At 62.1% G+C, this 18,387-nt stretch carries 20 protein-coding genes and 1 pseudogene; 14 read left to right on the top strand and 7 right to left on the bottom strand.

Going from position 1 to position 18,387, the window contains the following annotated elements; genetic code table 11:
• The first annotated feature begins 2 nt into the window (after positions 1 to 2).
• Positions 3 to 392: a hypothetical protein gene (locus tag RBJ75_RS10695; RefSeq protein WP_152647621.1), complete on the top strand. Its 390-nt coding sequence runs from the start codon at positions 3 to 5 to the stop codon at positions 390 to 392.
• On the opposite strand, the pseudogene RBJ75_RS10690 reads toward RBJ75_RS10695, so the two are convergent.
• Positions 381 to 1,260, bottom strand: a pseudogene (locus tag RBJ75_RS10690) (IS1595 family transposase). The gene RBJ75_RS10695 and the pseudogene RBJ75_RS10690 sit on opposite strands and share 12 nt — an antisense overlap.
• A gap of 58 nt (positions 1,261 to 1,318) precedes the next feature.
• On the opposite strand from RBJ75_RS10690, the gene RBJ75_RS10685 reads away from it, so the two are divergent.
• On the top strand, positions 1,319 to 1,600 hold the full coding sequence (locus tag RBJ75_RS10685) for a DUF6471 domain-containing protein (protein WP_317528958.1): 282 nt from the start codon (positions 1,319 to 1,321) through the stop codon (positions 1,598 to 1,600).
• Here RBJ75_RS10685 and RBJ75_RS10680 read toward each other — a convergent pair.
• On the bottom strand, positions 1,530 to 2,237 hold the full coding sequence (locus RBJ75_RS10680; RefSeq protein WP_276156936.1) for a hypothetical protein: 708 nt from the start codon (positions 2,235 to 2,237) through the stop codon (positions 1,530 to 1,532). The genes RBJ75_RS10685 and RBJ75_RS10680 overlap by 71 nt on opposite strands.
• 251 nt (positions 2,238 to 2,488) lie before the next feature.
• Here RBJ75_RS10680 and RBJ75_RS10675 point away from each other — a divergent pair, with 251 nt between their 5' ends.
• The 6 genes from RBJ75_RS10675 (at position 2,489) to RBJ75_RS10650 (ending at position 8,639) form a co-directional block, all read left to right on the top strand.
• Positions 2,489 to 2,746: a type II toxin-antitoxin system HicB family antitoxin gene (locus tag RBJ75_RS10675; RefSeq protein WP_044410688.1), complete on the top strand. Its 258-nt coding sequence runs from the start codon at positions 2,489 to 2,491 to the stop codon at positions 2,744 to 2,746.
• A gap of 75 nt (positions 2,747 to 2,821) precedes the next feature.
• Positions 2,822 to 3,262, top strand: a complete 441-nt coding sequence (locus RBJ75_RS10670; protein WP_234707400.1) for an RT0821/Lpp0805 family surface protein — start codon at positions 2,822 to 2,824, stop codon at positions 3,260 to 3,262.
• Between the two features lie 215 nt (positions 3,263 to 3,477).
• Positions 3,478 to 4,893: a hypothetical protein gene (locus RBJ75_RS10665; RefSeq protein WP_044410681.1), complete on the top strand. Its 1,416-nt coding sequence runs from the start codon at positions 3,478 to 3,480 to the stop codon at positions 4,891 to 4,893.
• 133 nt (positions 4,894 to 5,026) lie between these two features.
• Positions 5,027 to 6,130 carry a c-type cytochrome biogenesis protein CcmI gene (gene ccmI / locus RBJ75_RS10660; RefSeq protein ID WP_044410678.1) on the top strand — a complete coding sequence of 368 codons (1,104 nt, stop codon included), beginning with the start codon at positions 5,027 to 5,029 and terminating at the stop codon, positions 6,128 to 6,130.
• Positions 6,131 to 6,156: 26 nt separating this feature from the next.
• Positions 6,157 to 6,660, top strand: a complete 504-nt coding sequence (gene ccmE, locus RBJ75_RS10655) for a cytochrome c maturation protein CcmE (RefSeq protein WP_044410675.1) — start codon at positions 6,157 to 6,159, stop codon at positions 6,658 to 6,660.
• Positions 6,657 to 8,639, top strand: a complete 1,983-nt coding sequence (locus tag RBJ75_RS10650; protein ID WP_276156934.1) for a heme lyase CcmF/NrfE family subunit — start codon at positions 6,657 to 6,659, stop codon at positions 8,637 to 8,639. The genes ccmE and RBJ75_RS10650 overlap by 4 nt, the downstream gene beginning before the upstream one ends.
• 7 nt (positions 8,640 to 8,646) lie before the next feature.
• Here the strand turns inward: RBJ75_RS10650 and RBJ75_RS10645 are convergent, their stop codons facing one another.
• Both RBJ75_RS10645 and RBJ75_RS10640 read right to left on the bottom strand, forming a co-directional pair.
• The gene (locus RBJ75_RS10645; RefSeq protein ID WP_044409358.1) at positions 8,647 to 9,111 is read right to left on the bottom strand and encodes a helix-turn-helix transcriptional regulator; all 465 of its coding nucleotides are present in this window, start codon (positions 9,109 to 9,111) and stop codon (positions 8,647 to 8,649) included.
• Between the two features lie 9 nt (positions 9,112 to 9,120).
• Complete coding sequence (locus tag RBJ75_RS10640; protein WP_044409360.1) at positions 9,121 to 9,363, bottom strand: type II toxin-antitoxin system RelE family toxin; 243 nt, start codon at positions 9,361 to 9,363, stop codon at positions 9,121 to 9,123.
• Between the two features lie 60 nt (positions 9,364 to 9,423).
• On the opposite strand from RBJ75_RS10640, the gene RBJ75_RS10635 reads away from it, so the two are divergent.
• A complete protein-coding gene (locus RBJ75_RS10635) occupies positions 9,424 to 9,900 on the top strand; it encodes a cytochrome c-type biogenesis protein (RefSeq protein WP_044409361.1) in 477 nt (158 codons plus the stop codon).
• Positions 9,901 to 9,953: 53 nt separating this feature from the next.
• Here the strand turns inward: RBJ75_RS10635 and RBJ75_RS10630 are convergent, their stop codons facing one another.
• A complete protein-coding gene (locus tag RBJ75_RS10630) occupies positions 9,954 to 10,715 on the bottom strand; it encodes a PAS domain-containing protein (protein ID WP_044409362.1) in 762 nt (253 codons plus the stop codon).
• 427 nt (positions 10,716 to 11,142) lie between these two features.
• Here RBJ75_RS10630 and RBJ75_RS10625 point away from each other — a divergent pair, with 427 nt between their 5' ends.
• Positions 11,143 to 12,810, top strand: coding sequence for a PAS domain-containing protein (locus RBJ75_RS10625; protein ID WP_044409363.1), 1,668 nt, complete (start codon positions 11,143 to 11,145; stop codon positions 12,808 to 12,810).
• A 229-nt stretch (positions 12,811 to 13,039) separates the two neighbouring features.
• Here the strand turns inward: RBJ75_RS10625 and RBJ75_RS10620 are convergent, their stop codons facing one another.
• Both RBJ75_RS10620 and RBJ75_RS10615 read right to left on the bottom strand, forming a co-directional pair.
• A complete protein-coding gene (locus RBJ75_RS10620) occupies positions 13,040 to 13,528 on the bottom strand; it encodes a ferritin-like domain-containing protein (RefSeq protein WP_044409385.1) in 489 nt (162 codons plus the stop codon).
• A gap of 76 nt (positions 13,529 to 13,604) precedes the next feature.
• Positions 13,605 to 14,513 (bottom strand): 2Fe-2S iron-sulfur cluster-binding protein, encoded by a 909-nt coding sequence (locus tag RBJ75_RS10615; RefSeq protein WP_044409366.1) that lies wholly within the window; start codon positions 14,511 to 14,513, stop codon positions 13,605 to 13,607.
• A 340-nt stretch (positions 14,514 to 14,853) separates the two neighbouring features.
• Here RBJ75_RS10615 and RBJ75_RS10610 point away from each other — a divergent pair, with 340 nt between their 5' ends.
• The 4 genes from RBJ75_RS10610 (at position 14,854) to RBJ75_RS10595 (ending at position 18,325) form a co-directional block, all read left to right on the top strand.
• On the top strand, positions 14,854 to 16,443 hold the full coding sequence (locus RBJ75_RS10610; protein WP_044409369.1) for a Do family serine endopeptidase: 1,590 nt from the start codon (positions 14,854 to 14,856) through the stop codon (positions 16,441 to 16,443).
• 262 nt (positions 16,444 to 16,705) lie between these two features.
• Positions 16,706 to 17,386: a response regulator transcription factor gene (locus RBJ75_RS10605; RefSeq protein WP_044409388.1), complete on the top strand. Its 681-nt coding sequence runs from the start codon at positions 16,706 to 16,708 to the stop codon at positions 17,384 to 17,386.
• Positions 17,387 to 17,507: 121 nt separating this feature from the next.
• Entirely contained in the window at positions 17,508 to 17,786 is a 279-nt protein-coding gene (locus RBJ75_RS10600) for a hypothetical protein (RefSeq protein ID WP_152647678.1), read from the top strand.
• Positions 17,783 to 18,325: a hypothetical protein gene (locus RBJ75_RS10595; RefSeq protein WP_152647679.1), complete on the top strand. Its 543-nt coding sequence runs from the start codon at positions 17,783 to 17,785 to the stop codon at positions 18,323 to 18,325. The genes RBJ75_RS10600 and RBJ75_RS10595 overlap by 4 nt, the downstream gene beginning before the upstream one ends.
• Positions 18,326 to 18,387 lie beyond the last annotated feature (62 nt).

Genomic DNA, 18,387 nt, shown 5'->3' with positions numbered 1-18,387 from the left:
GCATGGCCTACGTACCGTATAGGCGGGCTTCATTATTGATTCCGTTTCACAGTTCTCCGCATCTTTTCATCTTGTTGAACGATCCATGCAGGCAAGGTATGTGCTTGTCCGTAATGATCTCATCAATCAAGGAAAACAAACCTTACGACTCGGCTTGCGTACTGGAGCCGGGCGTCCATGAGTTTATCACCCTCAAAAGCTCTGTGGTTTATCGACAAGCTGAAACTCCCAACGCAAAGCACATCGGCAACATGGTGGATAAGAGATACTATGTTGCGAAAGCTGACGTGACTGATGGGCTTTTCCATAAGGTCGTTGCTGGTCTTTTTTCTTCGGACAATACACGCCCGCGTATTATCGCATATGCGACTGGCGTCGGCTTAGCGGCTTAGACCCCTCTGCCAATACCCCTTCCACTGCCGCGACACCCCGTGCGCCATCGCCAGCCCGACCACGCGATGCGCCAGCGCGCCGTTGTCAAGGCGACGGTCGCAGCCGAGAGAAGAACGACTCGGCTTGGTTGGTGTAGGCGTCGCCAGTGCAATAGGCCTGCGAATGGTTGATCCGGTGAACCTGCCAGCCGGCAACACATCTCAATGTGAGGCTTCGTCGGCGTGCATGACGGCCGACCGCTTCATGATCCGCTTGGCTATTTCGACGCCTTCGCCTTCCGTCTTGCGGACGAACGTCATGGTGCGACCCTTGCGCTGGCGGAGTGCGATGACGACGCGGCGCGTTCCGGTCTGGTGCTGAGCCAAGCGGCGGTCAACGCGGTTTGCAGCCTCATTGGCGGGGCGGATCGAACCGCTGTGATACATGCCGTCGATTTCAACGTCGCCGTCCAGCATCGCGTCCTTGGTTTCTGAGGCCATGGCCTCGCGCAGCTTATGCGAGAGCACGAAAGCCGTCTTGGGCTGGCAGTCGATATCGCGCGCGAGCTGCAACGCGCTGATGCCCTTGGCGCCGTTCACAATGATGCAGATCGCGGCCAGCAAGTCGACAAACGACATTTTGCGCGAGGCGAGAATGGTCCCGCTCGTAACCGAGAACTGGCGCAGGCAAGGCTTGCACTTGAACCGGCGGCGCGTGGTGATGCTGCAGGCGTCTAAGCCGCCGCAGAACGGGCAAACCGGAGCGCCATCCGTGGCAGGCCAGCGCAGCTTGCAGAACGTCTCGTAAGCCCCATTCTCGCCAGCGGCGTAAATCGCCTTTGAGCGAGAGGGTGCGGGCTTTTGCCGAGAGAAGGAAATGCCGTGCCATTGTCGCCATATCCGATGTGTCTACGCGGATATGATGATGTGGTACCACCCCATTTTCAATGATAAATACATCTTATATGATGATAAAATCATCAGATACGAGGTATTCCGTGCCGGACACTACAGATTGGGCCAAACGGGCCAAGGGGGTGCTAAAGGCTGAATTGAAGCGGCGGAACGTCGGCTACCGGGAACTTGCCGAAAAGCTGACGGCGATGGGCACACCTGAGACCGAGCGCAACATTGCCAACAAGATCAGTCGCGGCGGCTTCACGGCCGCTTTTCTTCTGCAGTGTCTAGAGGCGGTTGGTTGTCGATCTTTGACACTCCCGTCAGAGTGACGAATTTCCCGCCCATGCTAGCGAACGTCTCAACAAGGTTAGGCGGGATGATGAATGTACAATTCCATATCTGACCGCCGACCATCTGGACGTTATCTATTAATGTTGCATTTCGAATTATTGAGCGCTCTCTTGCTACTACAACGTCGCAGTCGATGAATCCTACATGGCTCAAGTTTACTCTTGACATGAACAAGTTTGCCGGACCAATCAATTCGCAATCAATAAATCTTTTACCTGTTATACTCTTGCTAATTGGGTGGGCGACATCGTCGATTCTCAATCGCTCTCTATGAAACTCCGGCGCGAGTGGGTTAGCTGAAGTTACTTGATCCTTCCATTTTTGAATCACTTCGGTGTTAGCCATGCGCAATTTAGCCTTTGCTCGCAACGATGACGCCAGAGCCAAAGCTACCCACACCGAAAGCGCAGAGACTAACCCGACGAACCCAACGCCAGCTGGCCCCCATACAGACACCCAATCTGTAATCTGAGATAGATAGGTCATGCCGCCACCCGCGACGAATGCGGCGGCAATTCGCTCCCAGTTGTTGCTGATGCGGTCGTAAGTCCAACTGCTGAGAGATACCCCTGGCTCAATCCGCAAAATACGTTCGTATAACGTGCGTCCCGCCATATTTTCCCCACCGCAAAAATTGGACGGAATATGCGGTCTGGCGGTTGCCCTGTCACCCGCAACAAGCGGGCGCCGCCATTGTGCAATGCGGAAGGTAGCTTAAAGCCACCAATTAGCTTGGTGCATTTGCTACCTAAGGCCGTAAAACCCTATCAGGTTCTGCAGTTGCAGCGGATGATCGACAAATATTGGAAGCCTGACGAGAGCGGGGAGGCCGGTTCGAGAACGGCGCAGAACGGTATCCAGCTCACGTGTTCTATCGTGACGAGGACGAGGGTTTCATCGCGCTTGCTCCGAACCTGCCGGGCTGCTCGGCATTCGGCGAAACTCAGGAACAGGCGGTCGCCGAGTCGAGGGATGCCATCGTGGCCTGGCAGCTTGCGGCGCGAAGCGCCCGGGAATCCGGTTCCCGAGCCATCACCGCCGCCCGTCGTTGCGGACAAGGCCGAATTCAACTCCCCATAGGCGCCGCCCTGTTCCCGCCCGATTTTTTCGGTCTGTTAACCTAAAGCATGATGTGTGATCTTCACTCTGCGCTGGGACAGCTACGGGACACTATGATCAAGCCATCGGCACTGCTTTTGATGTTAGGCGCATTGGCGCTGGCCGGCTGCGATCGCACCACCGGCCTTGCGACCGGCGTCGATTCCTTCGCCAGCAATCTTGGATCCGGTTTCGGGACCGGCTTCGGCCGGGCCGGGGATGGCGCTGCCGCAGCGGTCAATAATGCCGCGATGGGCGGGCTGATCGACGCCAAGATCGGGGCCTTGCTGGATGACGAGGACCGCCGGCTGGCGCTTCAGGCCGAACTCGCCGCGCTCGATACCGGCGCGTCCGGCGCTCCGGTGCCGTGGCGCAATCCGGCCTCGGGCCGGTTCGGCAACATCGTTCCGGGTCCGGCCTATGCCAAGCAGGGCGCGACCTGCCGCGGCTTTTCCCATACGGTGACCATCGAGGGCCGCCTCGAAATCGCCCGCGGCACCGCCTGCCGCAGCGACGACGGTCCCTGGACGGCGGCCGGCTAGCGCAACCGCGATCTTCCCAGGTTGGCCGAAAACCCAAGCGGAACCAGTCGTTTGCGGGAACAAGCTGAGGCTGTTTGGATCTCGGTCGCGATCATTTTAGCGCCGGCTTCAACCCCTTCTTAACACCGTCTCTGCTATCGATTGGGCTAACGCCGTGGCGTGGCAATCGCACAAGATGCGGCCGGCGCGCGGACAAAGCGTGCAGATTTGGGCGTATGAGCCAGACATCGATCGAGCGGCTGAGGGAGTACCTCGCGCAGCTTCCGCCTCAGTCAAAGGCGCTGCTGATGCGGGAGTTCGAGCGCGCGATCGAACGCGGCGAGGATCTGGCGGTCGCCAATTTTGTGCTCGGGGAACTGCGCAAGATCGTCCGCGGTTCCGAAGACGACGTTCCACCCCGCACCGACGACCCGGCGCGGCTCGCCTTCCGCGTGCTGGAACCGTTCCTGGTCGAGCAAGATCAGACGCCCCGGCCGGGCCAGATCCGGCGCGCCTCGCTGATGCCGATCTGGCAATGGCTGGTGCGCGACGGCATCCCGCAGCAGGTGGCTGAATTCGAAGCCGGGCTGGCCGGCTTGCGCGGCGCCAGCCGTTCAACCGAAATCCACAATCTGGTGCGTAAGTTGCAGGCCGCGGCCGCCGATGCGATCACCAAGATCGCCAATCCCGAACCCGGCGTGGACCGCCAGCGCGCGCTGTCGCGGGTCGGTTCGCCGGCCGTGGTCGAGGATCTGGTGCCGCTTGGCGCGGTGCTCAAGAACCGTGATGCGCTCGACACTTTCAACGGCAAGCTCAACAATAATCTGAGGGTGTTCGGCGAGTCCCAGGTCAATTCGACGATCGCGGCGCTGAACGTCCCGGCGCTGCAGACGCCGGTGCTGCTGCCGTTTGCGCTGTCGCTGGTCATGCAGAATTTGAGCTCGCCCTGGCAGATCATCCGGCTGGCGCTCAAGGTCGCCGGTTCCGACGACGAAATCAAAGTGGCCGCCACCCCCTATGGCGTCGCCGTGACGATGGCAATCCGCGACCTCGCCCAGGCCGCCGGCATGTTGCGCAGCGAAATCAAGCGCGGCCAATTCCTCAATGTCTCCGAGCACCTCAAGACCATCCATGACGGGGTGCGGGGGCTGCGCACCGAACTCGACCTGCGCAACGACTCGCCCTGGGGCAAGCAATTGTCGTCGATCCGGGTCGACATCTCGAATTCGCTCAAATCGGAGATCGAGAGCGTTCCCGGCCGGGTCCGGCGGCTGCTGCGGCAGCGTCCCGACAAGGACATCGCCACCGGGGCCAGGCTCGACCAGCTGGAAATCGACGAGGCCGTGGGGCTGATCGATTTCGTCGCGGTGTGCCGCAATTACGCCAGCGAATTGGCGATCAACGAGGTGACGCTGCGGACCTATTCGGACCTGCAGCAATATGTCGAGAAATCGACCGAATCCCTAGTGCAGTCGCTGCGCGGCGCCGATGCCAGGGTGAAGCCGTTCCGGCAGATGCAGGCGCAGACCGCGATCCGGTTCTGCGAATTGCTGTTCGGCCAGGATTATGCCTCGCTGATGAGCCGGGCGGCCGAGAGCGCGATGGTCGTGGTGGAGCGCAAGCCGGTCCGCGCCGGCGGATCGCGCCCTTGATTCATATCAAGATTTGATCGCCGTGGCGGTGTACGGCCATTGACAATGGCGGCTGCGTTCCGGCCATGTAACCGGGCCTGGGCGCCGCCCATTGATGCGCCTTGCGCCGACGTTGTCACCGGAATCTCTTTGAATGACGCTGTGGTTTGTGTTCGCGATGATGACGGCTGCTGCGGCCTTTGCCGTGCTGTGGCCACTGGCACGTGGCGGGCGTCGATCGCGCCAGGGCTCCGAGGCCAATGTCTATAAGGATCAGCTTGCCGAGATCGACCGTGACAGCGCCGCTGGCCTGATCGCGGCGCCCGAGGCCGCCGCGGCGCGGGTCGAAATCAGCCGTCGGCTGCTCGCGAGCGCCGATTCCGAACGTGCGCCGCCGACCTCGTCGCGCAAGGGATTGCGCCGCGCGGTGGCGGTGATCGCGCTGGTCGGACTGCCGGCGCTGGCGGTGGCGTTCTATCTTCCGCTCGGCTCGCCGCGACTTGATGACGCGCCGCTGGCGCAGCGGGCCCAGGCGCCGCCAACCTCGCAGCCGCTGGAAAATCTGGTTGAGCAGGTCGAGGCCCATCTGGAAAAGACCCCGACTGATGGCCGCGGCTGGGCGGTGCTGGCGCCGGTGCAGGCCAAACTCGGCCGGTTCGACGACGCGGTGCGGTCCTATCGCAACGCCATCACCTATGCGGGGGATACCGCGCAGCGCCGCGCCGATCTCGGCGAGATGATCACGATGGCGGCCGGCGGCGTGGTCACCGACGAGGCCAAGACCGAGTTCGAAAAGGCGCTGACGTTGAACGCCGACGAGGTCAAGTCGCATTATTTCCTGGGGCTTGCCGCCGAACAGGACGGCCGGCCCAAGGACGCCGCCACGATCTGGCGCGCCTTGCTGGAGAAGGCGCCGGCGGATGCGCCGTGGCGGCCGATGCTGCAGGCCGCCTTGGCCCGCGTCGGCGGCGTCGCGGTGCCGGCGCTGCCGGACGACAAGGTCGCCGCCGCCAAGGACATGACCCCGGCCGACCGCAACGCCATGATTCGCGGCATGGTCGACCGGCTGGCGAGCCGGCTGAAGCAGAATGGCGACGACGTCGAGGGATGGCTGCGGCTGGTCCGTGCCTATATGGTGCTGGGCGACGCCGACAAGGCCAAGGACGCGCGAACCCAGGCCCGCCAGGCGGTCGGCGGCAATGCTGACACATTGCGGCGGCTCAATGACGGGCTGAAGGATCTCGGGCTCGACGGCTGAGCCCCACTCAACACTGATAGGTTGGCATGACCAGGAAACAGCGACGGTTGACGATGATCGGAGGCGCGGGTCTCGTGCTCGCAATCGCGGCGGCGCTGGTGCTGAACGCGATGCGCGACTCGATCGTGTTCTTCTCGACCCCGACGATGGCGGCGGAAAAACATATCGGCCCCGGCAAGCGGTTTCGGCTCGGCGGCGTGGTCGAGCAGGGCTCGGTGCAGCGCGGCGCCGATCTGGCGGTGGCGTTCAAAGTGTCCGATGGCGGCGCCACTCTGCCGGTGAAATTCAAGGGCATCCTGCCCGATCTGTTCCGCGAGGGGCAGGGCGTGATCGCCGAGGGCGCGCTGGATTCCGCCGGCGTGTTCGAGGCCGACACCGTGCTGGCCAAGCATGACGAAAAATACATGCCCAAGGACGTCGCCGACGCGCTGAAGAAGCAGGGCCACTGGAAAGACGACTACGCCGACAAGCCGGGCGCGCCGCCGGCCGGGCAGACCGCCGACGCGGCACCCCAGGGGGCGGTGCGATGATCGCCGAGGCCGGCCATTACGCGCTGGTGCTGGCGCTTTGTCTGGCGCTGATCCAGGGCACGGTGCCGATCATCGGCGCGCGGCTGAATGACGGCGGGCTGATGAATGTGGCGCGCTCCACCGCGCTGGCGCAGCTGGCCTTCGCGGGCGGCTCTTTCCTGGCGCTGGTGTGGCTGCACGTCAGTTCGGATTTCTCGGTGGTCAATGTCTACGAGAATTCGCATTCGATGAAGCCGCTGCTCTACAAGATCACCGGCGTTTGGGGCAATCATGAAGGCTCGATGCTGCTGTGGGTCTCGATCCTGGCGCTGTTCGGCGGCATGGTGGCGGCGTTCGGCAACAATCTGCCGCTGAGCCTGCGCGCCCATGTGCTGGCGGTGCAGGCCTGGATCGCCACCGCGTTCTATCTGTTCATCCTGCTGACCTCGAATCCGTTCCTGCGCATCGCCAATCCGCCGATGGAGGGCCGCGACCTCAACCCGGTGCTGCAGGATATCGGCCTCGCGATCCATCCGCCGATGCTCTATCTCGGCTATGTCGGCTTCTCGATCTCGTTCGCCTTCGCCATCGCCGCGCTGCTCGAGGGCCGCGTCGACGCGGCCTGGGCGCGCTGGGTGCGGCCGTGGACGCTGATGGCGTGGATCTTCCTGACGCTCGGCATCGCGATGGGCTCGTATTGGGCTTATTACGAACTCGGCTGGGGTGGCTGGTGGTTCTGGGATCCGGTCGAGAACGCCTCGCTGATGCCGTGGCTGGCGGGCACCGCGCTGCTGCATTCGGCGGTGGTGATGGAGAAGCGCAACGCGCTCAAGGTCTGGACCATCCTGCTGGCGATCCTGACCTTCTCGCTGTCGCTGCTCGGCACCTTCCTGGTGCGCTCCGGCGTCTTGACCTCGGTCCATGCCTTCGCCACCGATCCGACCCGCGGCATCTTCATCCTGCTGATCCTGTGCATCTTCATCGGCGGCAGCCTGTCGCTGTTCGCCTCGCGGGCCTCGGCGCTGAAGCAGGGTGGGCTGTTCGCGCCGATCTCGCGCGAGGGCGCGCTGGTGCTGAACAATCTGTTCCTCACCACCGCTTGCGCCACGGTGTTCGTCGGCACGCTGTATCCGCTGGCTCTCGAAGTGCTCACCGGCGACAAGATCTCGGTCGGCGCGCCGTTCTTCAACCTGACCTTCGGCCCCTTGTTCGTGCCGCTGCTGCTGGCGGTGCCGTTCGGGCCGATGCTGGCGTGGAAGCGCGGCGATCTGGCCGGCGCGGCGCAGCGCCTGCTCGCCGCCGGAATCACCGCCTTGCTGGCGATCGCGATGGTGTGGGCCTGGACCACGGGCGGCGCGGTGCTGGCGCCGCTGGCGATCGGGCTCGCGGTATTCGTGATCTTCGGCGCGCTCAGCGATATCGGCGAACGGATCGGCCTGTTCCGCAACCGCTTTCCGGTGGCGATGCGGCGCGCCTGGGGCCTGCCGCGCTCGACCTGGGGCACCATGTTCGCCCATGCCGGCGTCGGCGTGGCGCTGATCGGCATCGTCTGCGAGACCACCTGGAACAGCGAATACATCGCCACGATGAAGCCCGGCGATGTCGCGCCGATCGCCGGCTATGTGATGAAGCTCGAGGGCACCTCGCAGCGGCAGGGGCCGAATTTCCGCGAGGTGATCGCCCGCTTCGACGTCAGCCTCAATGGCAAGCAGATCGCCACGATGACGCCGTCGAAGCGCAGCTTCACCACCCGCGGCTCGTCGACCACCGAGGCGGCGCTGCTGACGCGCGGTGTCAGCCAGCTCTACGTCTCGCTCGGCGAAACCGCCGTCGATGGCGCCACCGCGGTGCGGATCTATCACAAGCCGATGGTGCTGCTGATCTGGTTCGGCCCGCTGTTGATGGCGCTGGGCGGCTTGCTGTCGCTGTCCGACCGCCGCCTGCGGGTCGGCGCGCCGAAGCCGGCAAAGCCGTCGCGGGTGTTGCAGGCGGCGGAGTAGGGCGCGCTCAGCGCCGGCTGCGCTTGGCCTCGTCCTGCTTGGATTTGGCGCTGCGCGGCGGATTGCTTGCCGGGTCCGACGCTGCGGTGGTCGTCAGCAAGTCCAGCGGCACGTCCAGACATGCCGCGATTTTGCGGTGTAACTCGAACGGGCCTTTGCGCTTGCCGGTCTCCAGGTCGGACAGATAGTTTTGTGTGATCTGAACGCTCTCGGCTGCGGCAAGTTCAGCCTGAGTCATGCCGCGAAATTGCCGCAACACCCGGATCGGATTCTCTCCCTCGGCCAGCCGCCGCACGATCGCGAATGGAATAAGCGGCGCACCAGCGGCGACGTCCTTCATGCCCTTATCAAGCAGACGGACGCTCGCGGCATCTTCCATTGCTTCTTGCTCAATGGCCTTGAGACGCTCATATTCGGCGCGCGGCAAAATGACGATTTTGCCTTCCGGAGTGTCTTTGAATTGCACCTTCATCTCAGAAGCCTATTCGTATATGTCACGCCGATGTCCAACGCCGACAACAATGATGGTCGTAGCCTCGCGATAGAAAAGGATGCGGTAATCGCCCACCCGAAGGCGAAACCTGTCCTGCCCTTGCAGTTTCTTGATGTCGCCTTGACCGGTATCTGCAAAGTCACTCAGCTTGGCGTCGAGGCGCTCGCGCGCTTGCGGCGTCAATTTCAACCATTGCCGCAGAGCGGCAGGGGTGAACACGATATCGGCCATCCGAAAAAATATCGCATAATGCGATATTTTGGTCAAGGCCGTTCGCCGGGTTTGGCCCTCATGCTGGTGGCATGGTTCGTCGTGCTCGCCGCACCCGCATTTGCGGTGCAGCCCGACGAACTCATGGCCAATCCGGCGGAGGAGGCGCGGGCGCGCAATCTGTCGCAGGAATTGCGCTGCATGGTGTGCCAGAACCAGTCGATCGACGATTCCAACGCGCCGCTGGCGCGGGATCTGCGGCTGCTGGTGCGTGAGCGCATCGCCAATGGCGACAGCGACAAGCAGGTGATCGATTTTCTGGTGGCGCGTTACGGCGAGTTCGTGCTGCTCAAGCCGCGATTCGAGACCCATACGCTGCTGTTGTGGCTGCTGCCGCCGCTGGTACTGATCGGTGGCGCGGCGGCGCTGTGGGCGAACAACCGTCGGCGCTCCAGGGGCGGGTCGAATGGCGAAGCCGCCACGACGCTGACCGCCGAGGAGGAAGCCCGGATCGAGCGGCTGCTCGGCGCCGATTCCGCGCCGGACAAGCCGGCCTGAGCGCTCGGACCCGGCCGCTATCCGCCGGCCGAATCGTCGGGCCGCCGCTCGGGCTAATCGATCGGCTCCGGCCGGGCAGCGTCGTCGCGCAGCAGATCTTGCAGATGCCGCACCAGCAGATAGCCGCGCTCGATCGCCAGATCGATATTGTCCAGAATCTCGGCCTGCATGGTCGGTGTGACGCCGCGATGCAGGAGGCTGGAGGAGCTGCTCAGCACCATCAGCACATTGTTGAAGTCGTGAACGATATCGCCGACGTGTTGGTTGACGAGGCCGACATCCTTGGCCTGTTCGGCGCGCGCGGTGGCCTGCGCGAGCCGCTGCGACTCCGTCTCCAGTCGGCGCGTCACCCCATCCAGCGCCGCCTCGGCGGCGCTCACGGAATTCTGCAGGTCGGTTTCGCGTAGTTTGTAGCAGGTGACGTCGCGCGACTGCACGAGGATCTGTGACAGATTGCCGGAAGCATCGGCCACCGGGCCGATGGTCAGGTCGAACCAGCGCAGCTGCCCCTTCAGGGTCTGACACCGCGCGGTGAAGCGCGTCGTCAATCGCGCATGCGCGCGCTGGATCGCCTGCACGGCTTCGCCGCGCATGTCGGTAGGCCACAGATCCTGCCAGTTCAGGCCGGCGAGCTCGGCGTCCGAGGTGACCTCCATGGCCGCGCGCCAGGCCGGATTGGCGTGTTGAATGACGCCGACCGGGTCGAGCGTGGCCATGGCGTCGCTGCTGGAATACATGAAGGTCGCCACCAGCGAGGCCGGGATGGTGAGATGGCGCTGGCTGTCGCCAATGCTCTGACGATGTGTGCTGGACATGTCCACCCCTGCGCGTGATTTTGCTCGCAATCTGGCTTGCCCGGGCAGGTCGGGGCTTGATCCAGATCATGCGCCGCGGCTGGTACGAGGTGTGCGAAATTGCACATCGCAGCATGGAAGGCCTAGGTTGAGCGGCAGAGGGAACGCTGGTGCCCGGCTTGATGCGCGCGTGATATTCAGGTTGGCCGGTGCTCGTGGCTTGCCGCGTGTCGTCGTTCGATTGCTAACAACTTGCTTGGATTGCTCGACGTGATCCATAGTTCGTAGTTGCACGAGGCTACGGGAGACATGGCTTAACGGAATTTTGGTGAAACAATGAAAACAATCATCTTCGCGAAGATGCAGCGGCACAATCTGGTCCAGCCTGTCGCCTTGATGCGATTTCTCGGAATTGATCCACAGAGGCTCCTAGGAAAGACACGATCGGATGAACAATATTTTCGGCATCGCCGAAGGTCGTGCTGCTCTGGCTCGGATGGCGTCGTTGAAGCGGTCGAAGGCGATCATCGAACTCAAGCTTGATGGCACGATTATCACCGCGAACGATAATTTTCTCGGCCTGCTCGGCTATGAGCTGACCGACATCCAGGGCAAGAACCACCGCATGTTCGTGGTCCCTGAGCTGCGGGACAGCGCCGGCTATCGCGAGTTTTGGGCGGCGCTCAATCGCGGCGAATACCAGTCCGGCGAGTTCAGACGTATCACCAGATCGGGCAAGGAGATCTGGATCCAGGCGTCCTACAATCCGGTACTCGACGCCGCAGGCAAGCCGGTCAGCGTCATCAAATTCGCGACTGACATCACCGAGCTGAAAATCAAGAGCCTCGCCGATGCCGGCAAGATTGCCGCGTTGAACCGATCGCAGGCGGTGATCGAATTCGAGCTCGACGGTTCGATTGTCACTGCCAACCACAATTTTCTCGCGACGATGGGCTATACGCTGCGCGAGATCGAGGGCAAGCACCACAGCATGTTCGTCGGCGCAGACGCCGCCAGCCCGGCCTATCGCGAATTCTGGGCTAGTCTGAACCGCGGCGAATACCAGGCCGGGACATTCAAGCGGCTCGGCAAGGGCGGCAAGGAGATCTGGATCCAGGCGTCCTACAATCCAGTGCTGGACCAGTCCGGCAAACCGTTCAGGGTGGTGAAATTTGCCACTGACATTACCGCTCAGAGCCTCAAGGCCGCCGACGCCAACGGCCAGCTCGCCGCGATACAGAAATCACAGGCGGTGATCGAATTCAGCCTTGACGGAATCGTGCTGACCGCCAACCAGAAATTCTGCGACACGATGGGCTACGCGCTGAGCGAAATCCAGAACAAACATCACAGCATGTTCATCGAACCCGCGGATCGCGCGAAGCCGGCCTATGCGGAGTTTTGGAATAATCTGAAGGCCGGACTATATCAATCGGGTGAATTCAAGCGTCTCGGCAAGGGCGGCCGCGAGATCTGGATTCAGGCGTCCTATAACCCGATCCTCGATCTCGATGGTCATCCGTTCAAAGTGGTGAAATTCGCCGCCGACGTCACGGCCGAAGCGGTCGGTCGCAAGAAGGCGGAGAATGCCCGGGGCTTCATCGAATCTGTCGCCGCCGGCAGCGAGGAAATGAGTTCGTCGATCTGCGAGATTGCCCAGACCATGGAAAAATCCCGGCAAAGCGCCGGCGCTGCGGTGTCCCAGGTCGAGTCCGCCGAACTGCAGGCCAAGCGCCTCACCGACGCCGCCAGTTCGATGGGCGGCATTGTTGAATTGATCGGCCACATCACCGGACAGATCAATCTGCTGGCGCTCAACGCCACCATCGAATCGGCCCGGGCCGGAGAGGCCGGCCGGGGCTTCGCGGTGGTCGCCTCCGAGGTCAAAAACCTGGCAACCCAGGCCAAGACCGCGACCGACAAGATCAATTCCGAAATCGGATTGCTCAATGGGATTTCGGAAGACGTCGTGGCGGCGCTGCTGTCGATCCGGGCGGCGATCGCCGGCGTCGGCGAATTCGTGAACACGACCGCGGCCGCGGTGGAAGAACAGAGCGTGGTCACCGCCGAGATGTCGGCGAATATGCAACGCGCCGCGACCGAGCTGATCCCCTGATCGGTCGCGCCGACGGACCGCCCGGCCTATGCGGCTTAGAGCATGATCCCGAAAGTGGATCCCGGTTTTCGGAAAAGATCATGCTCAAACAAACAAGCTAGAGCGGGATGACGATTCGAAGATTAAGTCATCCTGCTCTAGTGTCCGCTATGGATCGGCGGACTTCGCCGCGTTGGCCGAGCTGCCCCGGTGCAGCAAGGCCACGCGGTTGAGCTGATAACTTCGCCGCTCAGAACGGCGTGATTTCCTGCGGCAGCGGCTGGCCGGCCTTGTGCATCGCGATCCATTTGTGCAGTTCGGCGACGTGGCCGCTTTCTTCGGCGACGAACTCCTTGGCCAGCGCCCGGATTTCCGGATCGGTGGTGGTGTCGAGCACGTTCTTGTACCACTCATAGGCGCCGGTCTCGGCTTCCAGCGCGATTTCCAGCGCCAGATCGCGGCCGATGAATGGATCGGTGCCCCAGATCGCTGCGGTCTCCGGGCTTTCCAGCCCGGGCCAGCTGAAATCGTCGGGCTTCAGCTCCGGAATTTCGCGAAAGCCGGCGCGGGCCTGGGCGTCGGCCTGGTGCATCCGCGAATAGTCCGACAATTGCCGAAACAATTTCGAGACTTCGCGATTGCCGCAGGATTCCATCGCGTCGGCCAATTGACCGAACCGCAACGCGGCTTCCTGTTCGAGCTTGATCGAGTGGGCGAGAAACTCTTCGACCGTATCCATCATTCCATGTCCTTCGCTGTTCGGCCGCCGGCATCCTGCCGGCGGCGCTGTCCGCTTGTGATGTGTCCGGTTGCGATCAGGCGTTTTCGGTCGCCTTGGCGTTCTTCACGGCCCATTCTTCCTGGGTGATCCAGGCTTCCAGAATCTTGACGTGCTCGGCCTCTTCCTTGACGAATTCCTTGGCGGCCGCGGCGATCTCGGGGTCCTTCGCGGTGGCTTCGACTGCGCTATAGAATTCGAAGCCACGGCGCTCGCCCTGTAGCGCCACCTTCAGCCCGCCGAGCCGCGACATCGACGGATCGGCCGCCCAGACGGCGGTGGATTCCGGCGTGGCGTGGTCGGGCCAGGCGTAGTCCGGCGGCACGTTCTTGCTCAGATCGATCGTACCGGCGCGCGCTTTCACTTCGGCCAGATGCAGCCGCGAGAAGTCGGCGAGCTGGGTGAACAGCTTGGTCACCTCATCATTGCCGACCTTTGCCATTGCGGCTGCGAGAGCGTCGTAGTTTTCCGCGGCGTCCTGTTCGACCTTGGCGGCGTAGCCGTAGAATTCCGCCAGCGAGCTGATCTCGGTGCCGCCCTTGTAGCGCTTGGCGGCGGTGGAGATGTGCGGGCGCTGCACCGGCAGGGTCTGGTCGCCCTCAAAGCTGACAAGAATATCCTCATTGCGCACGAAGCACTGGCACGCCAGCCGATAGCGCGGCGGCATGTCGTTGACTTCGGCGTTCTGGATCTCTTCCTTGGTGATCTTGCCGAGCTGCTTCAGCATCTCTTTTTCTTTTTCGGTCAACGCGACCGCGTATTTGGCGTGCGGATTGAAATGCTCGACCTGCACCAGGCAGGAGCCGCATTCGCCGTCCTGGCAATCGAACGGAATCGGAATCTTGTGCGCCTTGGCGACCGCCAGAATGGTGCCGCGATCTCCGGCGACGGCATAAACCGTGACGTCTTTCGCCATGACGGGTGATGAAAAGGTAATATTAGCCACGAGGAGTCTCCTGTTTCCTAGACGAACCCAATCGACGCGCCCCGGCGTCTCTGGCTGCCGCTTGGCAAGAAGCAGGCCACAGGGAAAATGCTTGGAAATCAGGTTGTTGGGTGCGCAGGGAGGCGCGGGGCGCCGACAACGGGATCGGATTCCCGACATCCGTGTAAGGTCGGCGACAATGGTCGGCCGCGCCCCCCGCCGCGCCGCGACGACAAATTCCGTCAATATTACAAATCTTTAATTCCCCAGCCAGCGCACCGTAAGGCGGCGTCCCCCATCTTCAGGCCTACAAGGTGCTCGCCCCCGCACCGCCGATTCACTGGCTCTGGAGACCAAACGCATGACCGACCGCCCGATTGATTTGAACTCGCTACCATCCGCCAAGCCCGTCCGTCGCTCGCTGTTCTCCGCGCGCAAATTCGCCCTGATGGCGTCGGTGGTGGCCGGCCTCGGCGTCGCCGGCTATGGCCTCAGCCCGACCCCGCATTCCTTCGACAATGTGTTTTCGACGCCGGCGCATGCGCAGGTCGACAAGCAGGTCAAGCAGGTTGAGCACCCGATCGGCTTTGCCGACATCGTCGAGAAGGTGAAGCCGTCGGTGATTTCGGTCAAGGTCAACATCGCCGAGAAGGTCGCCAGCAATGACGACAATGACGAGTCGCCGTTCCAGCCCGGCTCGCCGATGGAGCGCTTCTTCAAGCGCTTCGGCGGTCTGGACGGGATGCCCCCGGGCATGCACGGCCGTCGCCACGGCCATGGCGCGGTGACCGGGCAGGGCTCCGGCTTCTTCATCTCGTCGGACGGCTATGCGGTGACCAACAATCATGTGGTCGACGGCGCCGACAAGGTCGAGGTCACAACTGACGACGGCAAGACCTACAAGGCCAAGGTGATCGGCACCGACCCGCGCACCGATCTGGCGCTGATCAAGGTCGAGGGCGGCTCCGACTTCCCGTTCGCCAAGCTGGCCGAAACCAAGCCGCGGATCGGCGATTGGGTGCTGGCGGTCGGCAATCCGTTCGGCCTCGGCGGCACCGTCACCGCCGGCATCGTCTCGGCCTCCGGTCGCGACATCGGCAACGGCCCCTATGATGATTTCATCCAGATCGACGCGCCGGTGAACAAGGGCAATTCCGGCGGCCCGGCCTTCAACACCGAAGGCGAAGTGATGGGCGTCAACACCGCGATCTATTCGCCCTCTGGCGGCAGCGTCGGCATCGCCTTCTCGATCCCGGCCAATACGGTCAAGACCGTGATCACCCAGCTCAAGGAGAAGGGATCGGTCAGCCGCGGCTGGATCGGCGTGCAGATTCAGCCGGTGACCAAGGATATCGCCGACAGCCTCGGGCTGAAGCAGGCCGAAGGCGCGCTGGTGGCCGAGCCGCAGCAGGGCGGTCCGGCGTCCAAGGCCGGGATCGAATCCGGCGACGTCATCACCGCGGTCAACGGCACCCCGGTCAAGGACGCTCGCGAGCTGGCGCGCACCATCGGTGGCTTCGCGCCGGGCAATTCGGTCAAGCTCACGATCTTCCACAAGGGGCAGGACAAGACCGTCAGCCTCACGCTCGGCAAATTGCCGAACACGATCGAGGCCAAGGCCGGCAACGACAACAATGATCGCGGCCAGTCCGACAGCCGTGGCAGCGACGTGGCGAAACTCGGCCTGACCGTGGCTCCGGCCGGTTCGGTTGCTGGCGCCGGCAAGGAGGGCGTCGTGGTCACCGATGTCGACCCGAAGAGTGCCGCGGCCGATCGCGGCGTCAAGGAAGGCGACGTGATTCTCGAAGTCGGCGGCAAGAACGTCAGCAATGCCGACGATATTCGCGATGCGATCAAGTCAGCGCGCAACGACGACAAGAACAGCGTGCTGATCCGGGTGCGCAGCGGCGGTTCGTCGCGCTTCATCGCGGTTCCGGTCGGCCGAGGCTGATCGCCCAATTGGAAAGTGCCGTCGGCATATCGCCCCCAGCCGATGGCGCCTTCCAGGGGACGAGTGAAAACTCGTCCCCATCTCTACCTTCCGGCAGGAGCAAGCCCCCCTCCGCCGAAAGGTTCGGCGGGCGGTGAAGTTTCCCCCAGCTTCACCGCCCGTTTCATGTCGATCAGGGAGCGCGCCGATCGCCTTGCATGGCGAGGGAAGGCAAGCCATGGTGACCATACCCCAACAGACCTCGAGCGAATCCGACACCAATATGCGCCTGCTGATCATCGAGGACGACCGCGAATCCGCCGATTATCTGGTCAAGGCGTTTCGCGAGGTCGGTCATGTCGCTGATCTCGCCGGCGACGGCGAGGAGGGCCTGGCGCTGGCCGATTCCGGCGATTACGACGTGCTGGTGATCGACCGCATGCTGCCCAAGCGCGACGGCTTGAGCGTGATCGGCACGCTGCGCGAAAACGGCAACCGCACCCCGGCGCTGATCCTCTCGGCGCTCGGCCAGGTCGACGACCGCATCAAGGGCCTGCGCGCCGGCGGCGACGATTATCTGCCAAAACCCTATGCCTTCGCCGAACTGCTGGCGCGGGTCGAGGTGCTGTCACGCCGCCATGGCGGCCCGGCCGAGGAGACCAGCTACCGCGTTGGCGATCTCGAACTCGACCGCCTGTCGCATCGCGTCACCCGCGGCACCGAGGAGCTGACGCTGCAGCCGCGCGAATTCCGTCTGCTCGAATATCTGATGAAGCATGCCGGCCAGGTCGTCACCCGCACCATGCTCTTGGAAAACGTCTGGGACTATCATTTCGACCCGCAGACCAACGTCATCGACGTCCACATCTCGCGCCTGCGCAGCAAGATCGACAAGGGATTTGAGCGTCCGCTGCTGCATACGATCCGGGGCGCGGGGTATATGGTGCGGGACGGGGTGAAGTAGGGGGGAGTCAATTTTAGCTTTGAGCCGAAATAAGCCCAAGGTTTCGGGAAGTCGTTAACGTTTCAGTTGCCCAAAGCGAGCATTATATATATTGACCCGTGAAGGTTGTTAGGGGAACTTCATGGGGAAAGAGGTGTTGCCTGATCCGGGACAGTGGGTCTCGGCGGTCGAACGGATTGGAATTGGAAATACGGTCCTACTCATTCTGGCACTCGGACTGGGAGTGTCGTTCGTATTTCGGGGGCCAGCTTACATTCGGGCATTCAACGAAGTGCTCGCAACAATTCTAAAGTATCAAAAAGAAAAGAAACGTATTCCGAACAAGGTGGAGAACAAGCAACAGAATTTGAATGCTGCTTTGGATGCTCGTAAGAGGAATGGACGTGGAGGGTCGACATGAGCATGGCAATCGTCGGTATTTTTTCCTGTATGTTGATAGTTCTCGGGGCGTACTACGCTTTTGCTAAGTCTGAGCTGTATCGTCTCGCTCGATATGAATATTGGTCAGATCGATTCTATTCATCTGCGAAGCCACTTGTTGCGAATTCCGACACCCCTTCCAATATAATTTCCCTGATTGAAGGGCTGAATGTTCTCATAGCTCAAAAAGACGCGCCTATTGGTATTATTAGCGTCTTTAAGCGGAAGCTTCAGAACAAGCGGCCGGCCAGATCCAGTCAGGTAGTAGATGAGAAATTTGCGGCTTTCTTCAAAACGTATCCAGATCTGGTTCGTCACGCAGCTATTGCTTCGCACGCGGGCTTGCTTGCTGCTAGCTATGTGAGTTGGGTCGCCGGCGCTCAAGCGCGTGCTATTCTCGCGGATGTATTCTCTGAAATGGAATTTGAGGAACGGGATATCGGCGATGCGGCTGACGTTCGTGAAATTCAGGCAGTGCATCGTGGACCACGTCTCGTGCCGCTAATCATCCGTCGATAGTGGCAGTCGGATTCCAAAGTTCGCCTGCATGCTCTGTGCGTCCAATTGAAAAAGTCCAGATT

Origin of the sequence: Rhodopseudomonas sp. BAL398 (genome assembly GCF_033001325.1) — a bacterium.
GTDB lineage: Bacteria > Pseudomonadota > Alphaproteobacteria > Rhizobiales > Xanthobacteraceae > JARJEH01.
The sequence above is the reverse complement of the archived record's forward strand: the minus strand, read 5'-3'. Positions and strand labels throughout refer to the sequence as shown.